The sequence below is a fragment of the Pirellulales bacterium genome (genome assembly GCA_035499655.1).
In the GTDB taxonomy this organism is placed as follows: Bacteria; Planctomycetota; Planctomycetia; order Pirellulales; family JADZDJ01; genus DATJYL01.
On the sequence record DATJYL010000088.1, the window covers coordinates 1 to 15,054 of the forward strand.

Sequence of the window (15,054 nt, forward strand, 5' to 3'; positions counted from 1 at the left end):
CGATCACCAGTCTGATTGCCGTGGGCGTAATGTGCTTCATTTACATGCGGTCGGCCTACAACAATTTGGATCAGGCCAAGCAGGAATACTATCAGCAATGTCGGATGGCGGATTTTTGGATCGACCTGAAAAAAGCGCCGCTGGCTGAACTCGATCTGCTGGCGCAATTGCCCGGCGTCAGCGAAATACGTCCGCGCATTCGATCGTATGCCACCGTCGATTTGGAAAATGTGGCTCAGCCCATCAACGGACTGGTGTTGTCGTTGCCCGACGTGCGGCGGTCGATTATCAACGACATCGTGTTGACGCGGGGCAGCTATTTCACTCAGCAACGTCGCAACGAAGTGATCGTGAACGACACATTTGCCCGCTTGCACGGTTTGCACCCTGGTCAATGGATTCACTTGTTACTAAATAACCAGCGCGAAGAGTTATTCATCGTCGCCACGGCGATATCGAGCGAATTCGTATATTTGATGAATCCGGGCAGCTTGTCGCCGGATCGGGAACACTTTGGGGTGTTCTACGTGAAGCAGAGTTATGCGGAAGAAGTGTTCGACATGGATGGCGCGGCCAATCAAGTGGTGGGGGTGTTGGCGCCCCAGTGGCGAGATCGACCCGACGAAGTGTTGCAACGTGCCGAGTATTTGTTAAGCGATTACGGCGTGTTCTCCACCACGGCGAGAAAAGATCAGCCGTCGAATCGATTTTTGAGCGACGAAATTCGCGGCCTGGGAGTGTTTGCGCAGATTATGCCAGCCATTTTTTTGGCGGTGGCCGCGTTGGTGCTGAATATGCTGATGGTGCGCTTGATCGATCAGCAGCGGAATGTGGTAGGCACGCTGAAAGCGCTGGGGTATTCCAACGCGCAGGTCTTTTGGCACTTTTTGAAATTTGGGGGCGTGGTCGGCCTGAGCGGAGGTTTGCTTGGACTTCCGCTGGGCTACGGGATGGCGACGTTTGTCACGTCGGTGCTGCGGAATTTCTTCGAATTTCCGCATTTGCAAAACGTGGTGTACCCTGATTTGTACGCCACAGGGTTGGCCATCAGCTTGGGCTGTTCGCTGATCGGCTCGTGGCAAGGGACTCGCGGGGCGCTACGGCTGAGTCCGGCCGAAGCCATGCGGCCCAAACCGCCGGTGGCTGGCGGGCGAGTATGGCTGGAACACTTCACGCATTTTTGGCAGCGACTGAGTTTCGGCTGGCGAATGGTTTTGCGGAACGTCGTTCGCCACAAGGCGCGCACCGCCGTGGGAATATTTGCCGCTTGCATGGGGGCCGCGATTTTAACGACGGGCTTCATGCTCCGTTTCGGCATCGAATACATTATCGAATTTCAATTCGAAAAGGTGATGCACAGCGACGTGAATTTGGGTTTCAAAGATGAACACGGCTGGGACGCGCTGCAGGAAGTTCGCAAATTACCGGGCGTGGATTACGCCGAGCCGGAGTTGGACGTGGCGTGCGATTTCTTCCACGGCCCCAATCACCACAAAGGGACGGTGACCGGCTTGGTCCCCACAGGGCGGCTTTTGGTGCCGCACGATCAAGCGGGCCAGGTGGTGAGCATTGAACCTGTCGGATTGACGATGAGCCGCAAACTGGCCGATTTATTGCAGGTTAGCCGCGGCGACAGCGTGCTGATGCAGCCAATCAAGGGCCTGCGGCGAACGTGCGCGGTGCCCGTGGTCAACATCTCCGACAGTTACGTGGGCCTGGCGGTGTATGCGGACATCCATTATCTCAGCCGGCTCATCGGCGAGGAAATGGCGGTGACCGGCGTTGAAATTCAGACCGATCCGCGTGCGGCAAAACAAAGCGAAATGTTGAAAGACATCAAGCAGCTCCCAGCGCTGCAAAATTATTCCGCCAAGGCCGACGCCGTTCATAACCTGGTGGAAACCGCCTTGAAAACCCAGATGATCTTTATCGTCTTGTTGTCGCTTTTTGCCGGTATCATTTTTTTCTGCAGCATGTTGAATACGTCGCTGATTGCCTTGGAGGAGCGTCGGCGCGAAGTGGCTACTTTGCGCGTGGTGGGTTATACCGGTTATCAACTCGGCGGATATTTTTTGCGCGAAAGCATGTTGGTGAACGCGCTGGGCACGCTGTTGGGTTTGCCCGCCGGTTATGCTTTGACGCTGTGGCTGACTAAAGTGCGGTTTGACACCGAAATGTTCCGCTTCCCGTTGGTCACTCCACCGGCGGTGTGGATGCTGGTCATTAGCCTGGCGATTATTTTTTGCCTGGCCGCACATTTTTTTGTCCAACTGGCGATTAACCGCATGGATTGGCGCGAGGCCTTGAACGTGAAGGAGTAAACGGGGAATGAAAAAAACAACCAATGGCGTAGAGAAATATCGTTCCCCCGAAACTACCTCAGCCAGGGGTAAAGTACAATTGATGATGCAGGCAGGCGCTCCTACTTCGAATCTTAATTTCTAACTTGGACTCCGTGATGCGTACTTGGGTGATTGCCGCCGTCGCGCTGGTTGCCGTCGTTTTGGCGGCAGTCGCGATTAGTGCGCTCAACGGCGGGTTGCCTGTTGAGGCAGCCGCCGTCGTACGCGGCAAAGTTCAGGAGTTTGTCGACGAGCGCGGCAAAACGCGGCTGCCTCAAACATACAACATTACCATGCCGCAGGATGGCCGCATTTCGGCCATCGATTTGGTCGAGGGGACCCCGGTCCATCAGGGGCAAGTCGTGGCCCACATTGTCACGTCCGATTTGGATTTGGCGGTTGAAGCGGCGACGGCGGCCGTCGATCGCCTGAAAGCTTCGATCCGCGAAAACGACGACGTCAGTGTCGAGACTACCGGGTTGAAGCAATCGTTGGATTACGTCGATTCGATGAATCACATGGTGGAAGCAGCCAAAGCCCAAGTGGAATCGGGCCACGCCAAGCTCGACTACACCAACAACAATGTGGATCGGACCCGCAAGATGTACCAATCCAAAACCGCCACTCAGGACGAGTACGAACAATCTCAATTGCAACAGGTGCAGGCCGGCGTCGAATATCAACAAGATTTGCTGATGCTGCGGGCCATCGAAGCCCTGCAGGCTGCCACGTCATTATTGCCCACCGGGGTGCAACAATACATTGACCGCAAGGGACTCACGCATGACGTGTTGAAAATGCAGTTAGAAGAGGCCAGCGTGCGATTGAAGGAAATGGAACGCGACCGCAATCGTGGCGAGTTACATTCTCCTGTCGACGGAGTGGTGTTGGAGCGGGCCGTCAGCGACGAGCGTCAAGCCACTGCCGGCACGGTGCTGTTGAAAATTGGCCGGTTGGAAGATTTGGAATTGGAGGCCGACATCCTCAGCCAGGATGTGGTGAAAGTGAAGGAGGGTGATGAGGTGGAAATTTCCGGCCCGGCGATTGGCCCTACGCCTGTCCACGGGACGGTCAAACGGATTTATCCGGCGGGCTTCACCAAAGTCAGTTCCCTGGGCGTGGAGCAACAGCGCGTGAAAGTGATCATGGGGTTCAACCCGGACGATTTGGCTCGGCTGCGGAAAGAGCGTGAGTTGGGCGCCGATTACCGTATTCGGGTGCGAGTGTTCACGGCGCAAAAAGAGAATGCCTTGACGGCGCCGCGCTCGGCGCTGTTTCGAGGCGGCGACGGCAAGTGGTTGGTATTCGCGATCCGCGATGGCCGTGCCAAGCTGCAACCCATTGAAACCGGTTTGATGAACGACGAAGCGGTGGAAATTAAAAGCGGTTTGCACGAAAACGAGTTGGTGGTGCTGGCTCCGGAGACCGGCCTGAAAGACGGCACGCGAGTTAAGCCCATCTTGCGTGATCGCGAAGCGAACAGTCAATTGCCGGATGGAGATTGACCTAAAGACAAGTTTTTCTCTTCCAGCGATGCAAATCAAAGATCACACATTTCTCGTCACGGGCGGAGCCAGCGGATTAGGCGCCGCGTGTGCCCGGCGATTGGTTGCCAACGACGGGCGAGTCGTCGTGGTCGATTTGAATGATGAAGCCGGGCAGACATTGACGCGGGAATTGGGCACGGCATCCAAGTTTGTGCATACTGATGTGACCAATGAGAAAGATGCGCGGGCCGCCATCGAAACGGCCCAACGCGATTTCGGTTCGCTCCACGGCTTGGTGCAATGCGCGGGAATTTTGGGAGCGGCACGTATCGTTGGCAAGCAAGGGCCACACGATTTGGGACTTTTCGAACGCCTGGTGCGAGTGAACCTCATCGGCACGTTCAACATGTTGCGTTTGGCGGCTACGGCGCTGTCGGCCAACACACCCAACGATGATGGCGAGCGGGGCATCATCGTCAACACCTCTTCGGTGGCCGCATTCGATGGACAAATTGGGCAGGCGGCTTACGCGGCCAGCAAAGGAGGCGTCGCCAGCCTCACGCTGCCGGCCGCACGGGAATTGGCAAGGTTTGGCATTCGCGTGATGGCCGTCGCCCCGGGGGTTTTTGAAACCGCGATGATGGGAGCCGCGACCGAGGAATTGCGGAAATCGCTGAGCGAGCAAATCCCATTTCCGCCGCGTTTTGGCAAACCGGAGGAATTTGCCCAGCTAGTGCAATCGATCATTGAAAACACGTATCTGAACGGTGCTGTGATTCGCTTGGACGGCGCCATGCGGATGGAGACACGATGAAGCGTAAAAAGTTTGCGCTGAATTCACGTTGCGATTGCTCGCGCGAATGCGCCCGCAGTCAGATTAAGGCCGTCGGTTGAGCTGAGCGACAAATTGCCGGATTCAATTTGCTGCAAATTTTGGGCAAAGCCGGCCGTGACCAAACATTGGGCCAGCCGGCGGGCATCATAATTCGGCGCGTGGCAGGTGAGCAGCAGGAATCGCAGCTGCGGCCCCGTCAATTCGCGGCACATTTCCAATAATTCGGGCAAATCATCCTCGAGTATCCAGGTTTCGCCACTAGCGCCATGACCGTAGCTGGGCGGGTCGAGAATCACGGCGTCGTACCGATTGCCGCGCTTAAGTTCGCGCCGGGAAAACTTCAATGCGTCGTCCACAATCCAGCGAATGGGCGCTGCCGATAACCCGGAAAGCTCCGCGTTGCGGCGCGCCCAAGCGACCATGTTCCGCGCTGCGTCGACATGCGTAACTTTCGCGCCAACTGCGGCGGCCGCCAACGTGCTTCCGCCGGTGTACGCAAATAAATTCAGAATTTGCAGCGGAGTTGCGTGCGGCTGCGCAGCAATCCAATCCCAGTTTGCGGCCTGTTCCGGAAAAATGCCAACGTGACCGAACGGAGTAAGTTTCAATTCGAAATGGATTTTTTGATGGCAAACAGTCCACGTGACTGGAAGCTCGCCGAAAGTTGTCCAACGGCCACGCTGGGCAGTGGATTGTTTGCCGCCGGAGGATCGGGCCGGCAACATCTCGAAGCGGGCCGCGGCTTCGCTCCATAGTTCCGGCCGGCTCGGTTGAACGCCGCTGGCCGCTGGGGCCGGACGATCGAGCACAATCGGCCCAAAACGCTCAAGTTTTCGGCCGCCACCGAAATCGAGAAGCTCGTACTCGCGGGGCACGAACATGTGCTAGCGCTCGTGCGCTGGAGCAGCCACAACGGTTGGAATCGGCGTAGCCAACCAGCCGCCCAGCGCAGCACAAGGAACAATCAAAACCGTTGCCAACGCTGTGAGCCATACTGGTCCGGAATCGCCCAAGACAGCCGCCCAAACCAAATTGATCGGCACTGCTAGTGCGCCGGCCCAGATGGCATGACGAATGGGAGAACGCCCGGCGATGACGGCGGCCGAATATCCGCCCATCACGCTCATCAATGTTCCGCCTGCCGCGCAGAAAATGGCCAGCGCCAAAGAATTGGGTAATTTCGCCACAATGTCTTCCGGACTGTTGCCGGCCGCCAGCATTCCCAAGATTGCGGCGACGCCAATGACCGTGGTTACGGCTAACGATCCGCCGACAATGGCGGCAACGCCCCAGCCTACGGCCCGAAAACTTGGACGCCGGCTGAGCGCAGCGGAATCCGACCTGGGCGGCACTGGAGACGATATTTGGCTCATGGAATCACAAGGAAGCGAAATTGGCGATGAACTTCCATTATGATTCATCCGCGCCACTTCTCCAATTGCCGGTTAGGGAGTTTTTTCGATGCGATACAAGGCCTTCTTAGTGCGGACAATCAGCGCGTGGCCGACAATTGCCGGCGACGCCATGCAGCCGTCGTCCAAATGGTTATCCGCCAGCAATTTGTATTCGTTCCCGGGCTCCAAGACGGGTGCGGTTCCTTCTTCATCGAAAAAGTAAATCTTCCCGTCGGCATAGACGGGCGAGGCGGTAATGTTTCCGCCGTGACGGTTGGTCCAAACCGTCTGGCCCGCCTTAGCATCAATGGCTGACATGATGCCGCCTACGTTATTGGAGAGATACAGCAAGCCGTCCAGCAAAATCGGCGATCCTCGAGAAGGGATATTTTTCTTTATTTTCCACAACACCTGGCTGGTAATGTCGCCAGTTCCCTCAGGCTTGAAGGCGAACAAGCCGAAACCGCCGTCCGGCGCGATGCAGTAAGCGGTCTCTTCCGAATAGAGCGGCCGAGCGGAAGCGTTCATGCCGCCGGAGCGAATGCGCCAAAGTTCATCGCCGGTGGTAGGGTCGTAGGCAATCGTGGCGCCGGCGCTGGGGCTAATCAATTGCCGCCGACCCGCGGCTTCGATCACTTGCGGCGTGCTGAAGGCTTTGTGGTAATCACCGTTGTCGGTGCCGTAGTCAATGTTGCGATCGCGTTTCCAGACCGTGTTGCCCGTGTGCTTGTCGAGAGCAACCAAATAGTTGTAATCGAAGCCGTCGAAGGTCAAAACCAACAAGTTGTCGACGATGATTGGCGACGAACCGGGACCGCGAAAATGGTTGCAAGGTAAATCTTGCCGCTCCCACACTTTTTCGCCCGTGGCGGTATCGATGGCCGCCGTACCATGCGCGCCAAAGTGAACGTAGACCCGGCCCTCCTCGATGGCGGGCGTCGGCGAGGCGTAGCTGTTGTAAGGATGGCAGAATTGCGGCTTGTCGATGTCCCAGAGCTTAATGTCGTGCAGAATCTGGCCGCTCTTCAAATCGACGCAGACGGCAAACATTTGCTTGCCGTCTTCCGGGGCCGTGGTGAGCCAGATTTGATTGCCCCACACGACGGGACTGCTCCACCCTTTGCCGTGAATGGGAGTTTTCCAGCGAACATTTTCCGTTTCGCTGAAGGTCGTCGGCAGGCCGGTGGCATCGGACATGCCGTTGCCCTCCGGGCCACGGAATTGCGGCCAGTTGTCCCCCGCGCGAACAACGGACGACGCCAGCAACAACGAACCAAGAACCAGCAATCTCGGAATTGCACGGCCGATGCGAACGCTTGTACGGTGGATTGATCGGTCGAGAAGCATCAATTCGAGTATATCGAATCCTGTGGACGACCGCACCTTCAACGCCTAAGAAACCCCGACCTGGAAGCCGGGGCTGAATAAGGCATTTGATGGCTTGGAAACTGTGTCGCTTCGCGCCCCTTCCCAAGGTCCTGCCGTGGCGCGGTTTTTACACCTTAATTTCGTATCCTTTGCGCTGCTCGCGGGCCACCCAGTTGTTAGCGTCGCTGTCGCCGACGATTTCTTCCTTTTCTGGATCCCACTGGAGCGGGCGGTTCAAGCGGAGCGAGATGTTTGCCAAATGGCACGTGCTGACAGCTCGATGGTGCGTATGCACGTCGGAAATGGGCAGCGAGCGATCGCGCACACATTCAATGAAGTTCGCCATGTGCGATTCCAGTTCGTGTTCTTCCGGCTGTAGTTTCTTCCCTTTGCAGAGTTTAAGGAACAAATCATCAGGCAGTGGATCATCGATCATGCTGATGACGGCATCGCCGGTGATGTCTTTCAGCGTGTCGCGGTTGACTTTAAGTTCCCCCTTGTCGCCTTCGATCCAAATGCTGTCTTCATTTCCGCTGGCGATGGTCATTTCCTTGCCGTTGGGGAATTTGCAAGTGACGTTAAACTTTTTAGGGCAATTGTATTGGTCGTGGACGGTGGCAAATCCGTTCTCGTAGGGCACGGGCATTTCGCCGGTCGATTCCACACTGACCGGACCGCTGTGGTCCATTTCGATGGCCCATTGGGCGATATCGATGTGGTGAGCGCCCCAATCGGTGAGCTTACCGCCGGAGTATTCGTACCACCAACGGAATTCGTAGTGGCAGCGGCTGGCGGGAAAGCTTTTATTGGAAGACTGGGCATTGGCGCCTTGCACGTAATCGGCCAGCGGCGCTTGGCCCTGCCACATGTCCCAATTGAGCTCCGCCGGTACGTCAACCGTCGGTAATGCGGGGCAAACCGGGTTGGTACGAATCACAATTTTCGCCCGCTGCACATTGCCTAACCGGCCAGACTGGGCCAGCGCTACGGCAAGCAAGAACTGCCGATGGAATTTTGGAGGCGTAATGTCGCTTTCGAACCGTGGCAGTTTGGTCCAAAACGAATCGCGCTGTTGCGTGCCGACCTGAACGACACGGCCCGTTTGCTTTTGCACCTGGCAGATTTTTTTGCCTTCGTCGATGGTCAGGGTCATCGGCTTTTCGCAGTAGACATCTTTGCCGGCTTGCATCGCTTCGATCAAGATTTTGCTGTGCCAATGGTCGGGCGTGGTGACGGTGACGATGTCGATATCCTTGCGATCCAAGATGCGGCGGTAATCTTCGTAGGCATCCGCCTTTTCGCCGGCGACTTGTAAGCCGTTGTTGTGAAGATGATTTTTATCGACATCGCAGACGGCCACGATGTCGCCGTGTTTTTTGATTCCCGGCCCAATCGCGCCGTGCCAGCGGTCGCCGGTGCCGATGCAGCCGATCACGTGGCGATCGTTGGCTGAGGATTCTTGTGCACCGGCCCGGCTGGTAAACCAATAGGGCGTCATGGAGGCAGCGCCGGCGGCGGCTGCGGTTTGCAAAAACTGTCGACGATTAGTTCCGCGGTGCGACATGAAAATTACCTCGCTGAGATTGGGGAGCGGTGATTGCTAGAGCGGCCCAAGCCCGGCTGTTCGGCGCAGCGTGCGCCCTATTGTCGGCTTAGCACCAATCCCCCCCCGAGACGGTTGATAACCAGCTCTTCGAACCTTTACTGTACCTTCCCTGGCAGTGCCCTGCAAAGAGGGTGGGGAGCTAGAAACGCCATCGGTGGCGCGACGAAGGCGAATCACACAGAAGGCCGCATGAGCAGCGGGTGCAGTGGGGAACTGGCAAGCGGTTTGTGGAACAGGGGGACGGCGCTTAACTCGCCGAGGGCCAGGAATCTGAGCTGTGAGCAACCGCCCCCCCTGTTCGACAAACCGTCGGTGTGTTATCGATCAAACAAGCCGGAAACAGGTTGCATACTGTGTATATGCAATTATTTTTCCATTGTCAATCAGGGTGCGCAGTTTGGTAGGAAAAATTTTAACACGGCCGCGGTTCAACCGTTGAAATTAGGCGATGCCTTATTCCGCGGCGATGCCGGCGGCGCGGCGCATTTTTTCGCGGGCACGTGAAAGAGTTGGCCCGATGCTGTTTTCGGGCATGCCCATTAAAGAACTAATTTCCTGGTAGCTTTTGCCTTCTAGATGATACATGCGCACGACCTGGGCCTCGGTTCCTTCGAGTTCCTCCAGCAGTCGGGTGACTTCGTCTCGATTACTCAGCGGTTGCCCCGGCGCAAAACCGTTGTCGGGCAGCACCCGCATGGCTTGGTGCACGACTCCATCGCCGGTATGAACATTGCGTTTGTGAACGAGCCTGTTGATGGCCACGCGCCGGGTGATGACGGTGAGATACGTGGCCAAGCTAGCTTCGCCACGAAAGCGGCGCAGTACGGCGAAATCGTCCTTTACAATCGCCAGGAACACTTCGCCGACCAAATCTTCACGGTCGGGGGGCGCCAGTCGAACGGCGCGGCTTTGGGCCGAATGATCGATCACATGCAACACCAGGCCCATGTATCGATCTACGAAATCTTCCCACGCCCGGGGTTTTCGGGCGAGACAGCGGCCCAACAAATTGCGATCGATTTCCGACAATGCCACGGCAACAACAACCTTTCGCCCCCGCCGACTGCCCGATGGTCAGGCGATTCCAGGCTTCGGCGGTGCTGGGATTTTCAGCAGATCTGGCGGTCCCCGCGGACCACGCCGCCGACACCTCCTGTGTGTCCAGGAATCGGAAATCCCGTGCGAACTGAAAACAAATATCCGGACTTGCTCGAGCGCGCAAAGGCCCTACTTCCTAGATTTTACGTACAATAAATGGCTGAGGCAATACGAAAGCCCCGATCGAGCCATACATTCTTCGACTGAACGGGCAAGACGCTACCCGATGCAATCCACCTCGATCTTCGTGCTTTACACCGGGTCGTTGCTTCCCGAAATTGGCATCCCTTAAAAATTGCCTGACCGGTACCGGGGTACGGCCTTGTATCTTCAAGCCAGGCTTTCACTGGGAGGTCTGAAATAGCCCCTACAACTTGCCATTTTCGCTGGTCCGGAGCGGTTGACAGTGCCTGCCTGCGTAACTATGATTCGCGCAGAAACTCTGAATTACCCGCTAAAGTCTGTTCGATACAAGAAGTTGCCCAGGGCAATCTGTGGTGCAAACTTTCCTGTGAAAGGAGCGATTGGTCAATGACTCACGTTGTCGCCGAGCCGTGCTTCGGATGCAAATACACTGACTGCGTAGTGGTCTGCCCGGTCGAGTGTTTCTACGAAGGGGAGATGATGCTGTACATTCATCCGGATGAATGCATCGATTGCGAGGCCTGTGTGCCTGAATGCCCCGTCGAAGCCATTTTCCACGAAGACAACCTGCCGGAGCAGTGGAAAGATTTTACCGCCCTGAATGCCGAAATGGCGCCCCAATGCCCGGTCATCACCGAGAAGAAGGAACCGCTGGTTAAAGAAGGCGAGTAAGCGCGGCAGGGATGAGCTGTGCGGTGCACTGGGCGAAAGTGCGACGTTTGAAGTACGAATTGAACTACCAGGCCCGGGTTGTTGGACCCGGGCTTTTTGTTTGGCAGCGCGGGTGGAGGGGATTTGGCTCTAGAGCGCATCCCACGAACGTGTAGCGGATGTAGTAGCCGCTGTCCTCAGCGGCTGGGGACCCCGGCGCGCCGGGGCCGCTACATGATCGTGAAACGATCTCTAGCCGCCTGCGATGGCTCCGATAATCAGGAATGGTTCGGCGCCTGATGCGATGGCCGCGGGGAGCGGCGTGTCGGGTGACTCCAGGGAAAGATCTTCCTGGCAGGCGTAATAGCGCAGGAAGGGCCGGCGCTTGCCGGTCGTCTGATCGCGAATGGTGCCGCAGAGCATGGGGTAACGAGCTTCCAGGGCATCAAGTAGTGAGCGCTGGGTGAGTTGGCCGGCAACTTCGAGCTGGGCTTCGCCGGTGATGTGCGCCAGCAGTCGCAGGTGATAAGGAAGCGCGACGCGAATTATTTTGGTATCGGCGGGATTCACGATAAGTTCGTCGGTGTAGCGATCAGGGCAACGTTTGGGCTTCGACGGAAAGGACGTACGGGAAATGTTCGGCGACGGGAGCCCAACTGTCGCCGGCATCGGCTGAGGCGTACACCTCGCCGCCGCTAGTGCCGAAGTAGACTCCGCAAGGATCGAGCGAATCGACGGCCATTGCTTCGCGCAGCACGTTCACAAAGCAATTTTCTTGCGGCAGGCCGCGGGAAAGGGGTTCCCATTGGTTTCCGCCGCTTCGGCTGCGGTAGACGCGCAGTTTGGCTTCGGGCGGAGTTCGCGCCGGCATTTGCTCCATGGGAACGCAGTAAATGGTTTCCGGTTCATGGGCGTGAACGTCGATCGGGAAGCCGAAATCGGTCGGCAGGTTGCCACGGACCACTGTCCACTGATCGCCGGCGTTGTCGGTGCGCAAAATTCCACCGCCGCCGTGCAATTGCATGAACACGGTATTTGGCCGAGACGGATGCAGAACCATGTCGTGAACGCAGAATCCGACTTCAGGCGTGGGGTCGGGGAGATAATCGTTCCGCAGGCCGCGATTGATGGGCTTCCAGTTTTTGCCGCCGTCGTCAGTGCGGAAGGCCCCGGCGGCGGAGATGGCGACGTAGATTCGCTGCGGATTTTTCGGGTCGATCAGAATGGTGTGCAAGCCCATGCCGCCGGCCCCGGGCGACCATTTGGGTCCAGTGCCGTGGCCGCGCAAGCCGGCAAGTTCGTGCCAGGACCGGCCGCCGTCGGACGAGCGAAATAGCGCGGCATCTTCCACGCCGGCGTAAACGACGTCGGGGTCAGTCGGTGATGGTTCCAGATGCCAGACGCGCTTGAATTCCCAGGGGTGCTGGGTGCCATCGTACCATTGGTGCGTGGTCAGCGGGCGGCCGGTTTCGGGCGAAGTGTCGTACACAAATTTGTTACTTTCCCCTTTGGGAAAGCCTTCGGGCGTGGTGGTGGGCTCGCCCGGCGGCGTGCCGGGCTGGATCCACGTTTTGCCGCCGTCCTCGGAGCTCTGAATGACCTGGCCAAACCAATCGCTGGTTTGCGAGGCGTAAATGCGGTTGGGATCAATGGGCGATCCTTTGATGTGGTAAATTTCCCATCCGGCAAACAGAGGGCCTTCGATATTCCATTTTTTGCGCTTGCCGTCGGACGTGCAAATGAAGGCGCCTTTTTTGGTGCCAACGAGGAGGCGGATGCCGCTCATGGGTTTCTCCTGGGTAAATCAGACGCCGGCATTATAAACCATTTGGTTTAAAGTTCCAGAGAGACCTTGACGGGAGTATTTCGGAATGAAGAGATTGCAGATTACTGATTACGGAGTCCAGATTGGAGAAGGCAGCGATGCGTGGCATAGAAAATCTGCTGGCGGAGATTCCGGAGAGTTTACCCGAGGAATTGGTGGATGTGCTAGTACGCGTGCCGGGAGTACAGATTGTGCGCGTCGTGTCGCAAGGGCACGCTTCACCGCCGGGCTTTTGGTACGACCAAGACGAGCATGAATTTGTGGTGCTAATTTCCGGCGCTGCTCGACTGGCGTTTGAAGATCAAAATGAGCCGCTGGAAATGGTTACCGGCTCGTGCATCAACATCCCCGCCCACCGCCGCCACCGCATCGACTGGACCGACCCGACACAACCGACCGTGTGGCTGGGAGTGTTTTATTAAGAACTACTGACCACCCTTTCTGGGAGTGGTCCAGTTTGTATATTAGCTGTGGACCTATCCACCGCTGCTAAACACTCGATCACGCCGGAAGGCATTCATAGCTTTTGACACATATAGTTTATAGGCTATAATTATGGCGTGGGAAGTTGAATTCACCGATGAGTTTGAGTCGTGGTGGAATACGCTCGAGGAAGGAGAACGGGAAGCCATAGAAGCATCTGTTGAATTGCTGCAAGAGCGCGGCCCGCATCTTCCTCGACCGCATGTGGATTCGGTGCAGAATTCAAAGCACTCCAACATGAAAGAATTGCGAACACAGCATCGCGGCACTCCACTCAGAACCTTTTTCGCATTTGATCCTCGCCGGTTCGCGATTCTGTTAATTGGAGGGGATAAAACTGGTGATACACGATTTTATGAGCGCATGATTCCACTGGCGGATCGATTGTACGATGAGCATTTGGAAGCGCTCCGCAAAGAAGGATTGATCTAATGGCAAAAAACTTTCGAGAACTTCAGGCAAAAATGAAGCCGGAGAGCTTGGCGCGGGCCCGAGCAAAAGCCAAAGAAATGATGGCGGAAATGCTGCTAGCGGAAATTCGCCGTCTGACTGGGCAAACCCAGGAAGAAATGGCGGCGATTTTGGGCATCAAGCAGCCGACACTCTCGCGGCTGGAATCACAAGACGACATGCAAATCAGCACGCTGAACCGACTGATTCAGGCACTAGGCGGCAAGCTGGAACTGATCGCTCACCTGCCCGGCGGCGATATTCGGATAAGTCAGTTCACCGATGCGGCATGAGCACTTTTCAACAAGCAAGCTGCGGCACAGCTACGCGGCGGCGTATTCCAGGGCCTGCCGGATATCTTCATCTTCCAATTCCGGATATTCGGCCCGCAGTTGTTCGCGGTCGGGATAAGTGGCCAGCGCTTCCAGCACGCGGCGCACGGTGAGCCGCAGACCACGAATGCATGGCTGGCCATTCATCACCGCCGGATCGGATGTAATTCGGTCGAAGACAACCATGGTTGATTTGGCTCCGCTGGGCTTGCTTCAAGTATAGCAGATCGGGCACCAACCCGGCAAAATCGAAATTTGATCAGACGATTGTTGCCATGCCTGTATCTGCAAAATAGTTAATCGGCACGTTCTCAAATTTTATTGGCTTTAGCTTTCTGCAAAAGAAGCAAGACGGCATCTCGTTTTCCTGCTTCCAGAATATATTTCCTCATCTTTCCATTCCTGGAAAGATGACTGATGAATGGCTGAGAAACACCGAGAACCCTGGCAAGTTGTGACTGACTTACACTTGTCAATTTTTTTGCGGTTATGCGACGTGAGAGAGTATCTAGGGGCCGCTGTTTCTCAGGATAGATTGCTTGATCAATTTGCAGAACTGCGTCTTGCCGTAAGTACCTACGTAGTCGTTCGGAGATCTTGCCCGATTCTCGGTTTCTGTTTGTTGCCGGGCGGTTTGGCCGTTGCCACAACGAGGCCTTCTAGTTCTGCAACATTGACCGAGTCAGCAACAAGAAAGAGAGCCATCCTATCCCAGCTTTCGCCATGCCTGTCTTTCAGATGTTGGTTCAGTCGCTTCGATAGATCAGTCGCTTTACCTGTGTAGTACAACTGTCCTCTTTTACTGTAGAGCGCGTAGATGCCCCTTCTCGACCGAAGCTCAGTATGGAGAAATTCAAGAAATGTTGGTCGTTTTTCACCTTCGAGTAATGCTCGTTTGATGCCGCTCAAATGACCAATAATCAGTGATGGAAGGGCTTTGTTGAAACCCTATTGATTCCAATGGGAAAACAGTTTACATCAATGCGTCATGGAAACCACACGTGCGATGACGCGGTCGCCGGTGGCGTTGGCCAGGAAG

The 15,054-nt window shown here is 56.2% G+C and carries 15 protein-coding genes; 7 read left to right on the forward strand and 8 right to left on the reverse strand.

Annotated elements, in window-relative coordinates:
• The 3 genes from VMJ32_06310 to VMJ32_06320 form a co-directional block, all read left to right on the forward strand.
• Positions 1-2,321 (forward strand): ABC transporter permease (locus VMJ32_06310; GenBank protein HTQ38619.1); only part of this gene is annotated, 2,321 nt, incomplete at its 5' end.
• A 137-nt stretch (positions 2,322-2,458) separates the two neighbouring features.
• Positions 2,459-3,847 carry an HlyD family efflux transporter periplasmic adaptor subunit gene (locus VMJ32_06315; protein HTQ38620.1) on the forward strand — a complete coding sequence of 463 codons (1,389 nt, stop codon included), beginning with the start codon at positions 2,459-2,461 and terminating at the stop codon, positions 3,845-3,847.
• A gap of 28 nt (positions 3,848-3,875) precedes the next feature.
• Positions 3,876-4,643 (forward strand): SDR family NAD(P)-dependent oxidoreductase, encoded by a 768-nt coding sequence (locus VMJ32_06320; GenBank protein HTQ38621.1) that lies wholly within the window; start codon positions 3,876-3,878, stop codon positions 4,641-4,643.
• Between the two features lie 23 nt (positions 4,644-4,666).
• Here the strand turns inward: VMJ32_06320 and VMJ32_06325 are convergent, their stop codons facing one another.
• The 5 genes from VMJ32_06325 to VMJ32_06345 form a co-directional block, all read right to left on the reverse strand.
• On the reverse strand, positions 4,667-5,545 hold the full coding sequence (locus VMJ32_06325; GenBank protein ID HTQ38622.1) for a class I SAM-dependent methyltransferase: 879 nt from the start codon (positions 5,543-5,545) through the stop codon (positions 4,667-4,669).
• Between the two features lie 3 nt (positions 5,546-5,548).
• Positions 5,549-6,037, reverse strand: a complete 489-nt coding sequence (locus tag VMJ32_06330) for a hypothetical protein (GenBank protein HTQ38623.1) — start codon at positions 6,035-6,037, stop codon at positions 5,549-5,551.
• A 72-nt stretch (positions 6,038-6,109) separates the two neighbouring features.
• The gene (locus VMJ32_06335; protein HTQ38624.1) at positions 6,110-7,255 is read right to left on the reverse strand and encodes a PQQ-binding-like beta-propeller repeat protein; all 1,146 of its coding nucleotides are present in this window, start codon (positions 7,253-7,255) and stop codon (positions 6,110-6,112) included.
• A gap of 298 nt (positions 7,256-7,553) precedes the next feature.
• Positions 7,554-8,990, reverse strand: coding sequence for a Gfo/Idh/MocA family oxidoreductase (locus VMJ32_06340; GenBank protein ID HTQ38625.1), 1,437 nt, complete (start codon positions 8,988-8,990; stop codon positions 7,554-7,556).
• 495 nt (positions 8,991-9,485) lie between these two features.
• The gene (locus tag VMJ32_06345) at positions 9,486-10,067 is read right to left on the reverse strand and encodes a sigma-70 family RNA polymerase sigma factor (GenBank protein HTQ38626.1); all 582 of its coding nucleotides are present in this window, start codon (positions 10,065-10,067) and stop codon (positions 9,486-9,488) included.
• Positions 10,068-10,661: 594 nt separating this feature from the next.
• On the opposite strand from VMJ32_06345, the gene VMJ32_06350 reads away from it, so the two are divergent.
• Positions 10,662-10,946 (forward strand): ferredoxin family protein, encoded by a 285-nt coding sequence (locus VMJ32_06350; GenBank protein HTQ38627.1) that lies wholly within the window; start codon positions 10,662-10,664, stop codon positions 10,944-10,946.
• Positions 10,947-11,177: 231 nt separating this feature from the next.
• On the opposite strand, the gene VMJ32_06355 is transcribed toward VMJ32_06350, so the two are convergent.
• Positions 11,178-11,495, reverse strand: coding sequence for a MoaD/ThiS family protein (locus VMJ32_06355; GenBank protein ID HTQ38628.1), 318 nt, complete (start codon positions 11,493-11,495; stop codon positions 11,178-11,180).
• A 22-nt stretch (positions 11,496-11,517) separates the two neighbouring features.
• On the reverse strand, positions 11,518-12,711 hold the full coding sequence (locus VMJ32_06360) for an exo-alpha-sialidase (protein HTQ38629.1): 1,194 nt from the start codon (positions 12,709-12,711) through the stop codon (positions 11,518-11,520).
• A 137-nt stretch (positions 12,712-12,848) separates the two neighbouring features.
• On the opposite strand from VMJ32_06360, the gene VMJ32_06365 reads away from it, so the two are divergent.
• From VMJ32_06365 to VMJ32_06375, 3 genes are all read left to right on the forward strand, one after another.
• Positions 12,849-13,172: a cupin domain-containing protein gene (locus VMJ32_06365; protein HTQ38630.1), complete on the forward strand. Its 324-nt coding sequence runs from the start codon at positions 12,849-12,851 to the stop codon at positions 13,170-13,172.
• A 133-nt stretch (positions 13,173-13,305) separates the two neighbouring features.
• Positions 13,306-13,665 carry a type II toxin-antitoxin system RelE/ParE family toxin gene (locus VMJ32_06370; GenBank protein HTQ38631.1) on the forward strand — a complete coding sequence of 120 codons (360 nt, stop codon included), beginning with the start codon at positions 13,306-13,308 and terminating at the stop codon, positions 13,663-13,665.
• Positions 13,665-13,976 carry a helix-turn-helix transcriptional regulator gene (locus VMJ32_06375; protein ID HTQ38632.1) on the forward strand — a complete coding sequence of 104 codons (312 nt, stop codon included), beginning with the start codon at positions 13,665-13,667 and terminating at the stop codon, positions 13,974-13,976. Before VMJ32_06370 ends, VMJ32_06375 begins: the two co-directional genes overlap by 1 nt.
• 30 nt (positions 13,977-14,006) lie before the next feature.
• Here VMJ32_06375 and VMJ32_06380 read toward each other — a convergent pair whose 3' ends face one another.
• Positions 14,007-14,201, reverse strand: coding sequence for a DUF433 domain-containing protein (locus VMJ32_06380; protein HTQ38633.1), 195 nt, complete (start codon positions 14,199-14,201; stop codon positions 14,007-14,009).
• Positions 14,202-15,054 lie beyond the last annotated feature (853 nt).

Bases quoted from the DNA above. Each gene is read 5' to 3' on its own strand.
- VMJ32_06330 (HTQ38623.1), bottom strand. From the start codon at position 6,037: ATGAGCCAAATATCGTCTCCAGTGCCGCCCAGGTCGGATTCCGCTGCG.
- VMJ32_06380 (HTQ38633.1), bottom strand. From the start codon at position 14,201: ATGGTTGTCTTCGACCGAATTACATCCGATCCGGCGGTGATGAATGGC.
- VMJ32_06340 (HTQ38625.1), bottom strand. From the start codon at position 8,990: ATGTCGCACCGCGGAACTAATCGTCGACAGTTTTTGCAAACCGCAGCC.
- VMJ32_06320 (HTQ38621.1), top strand. From the start codon at position 3,876: ATGCAAATCAAAGATCACACATTTCTCGTCACGGGCGGAGCCAGCGGA.
- VMJ32_06315 (HTQ38620.1), top strand. From the start codon at position 2,459: ATGCGTACTTGGGTGATTGCCGCCGTCGCGCTGGTTGCCGTCGTTTTG.
- VMJ32_06370 (HTQ38631.1), top strand. From the start codon at position 13,306: ATGGCGTGGGAAGTTGAATTCACCGATGAGTTTGAGTCGTGGTGGAAT.
- VMJ32_06335 (HTQ38624.1), bottom strand. From the start codon at position 7,255: ATGTCCGATGCCACCGGCCTGCCGACGACCTTCAGCGAAACGGAAAAT.
- VMJ32_06350 (HTQ38627.1), top strand. From the start codon at position 10,662: ATGACTCACGTTGTCGCCGAGCCGTGCTTCGGATGCAAATACACTGAC.
- VMJ32_06360 (HTQ38629.1), bottom strand. From the start codon at position 12,711: ATGAGCGGCATCCGCCTCCTCGTTGGCACCAAAAAAGGCGCCTTCATT.
- VMJ32_06365 (HTQ38630.1), top strand. From the start codon at position 12,849: ATGCGTGGCATAGAAAATCTGCTGGCGGAGATTCCGGAGAGTTTACCC.
- VMJ32_06325 (HTQ38622.1), bottom strand. From the start codon at position 5,545: ATGTTCGTGCCCCGCGAGTACGAGCTTCTCGATTTCGGTGGCGGCCGA.
- VMJ32_06375 (HTQ38632.1), top strand. From the start codon at position 13,665: ATGGCAAAAAACTTTCGAGAACTTCAGGCAAAAATGAAGCCGGAGAGC.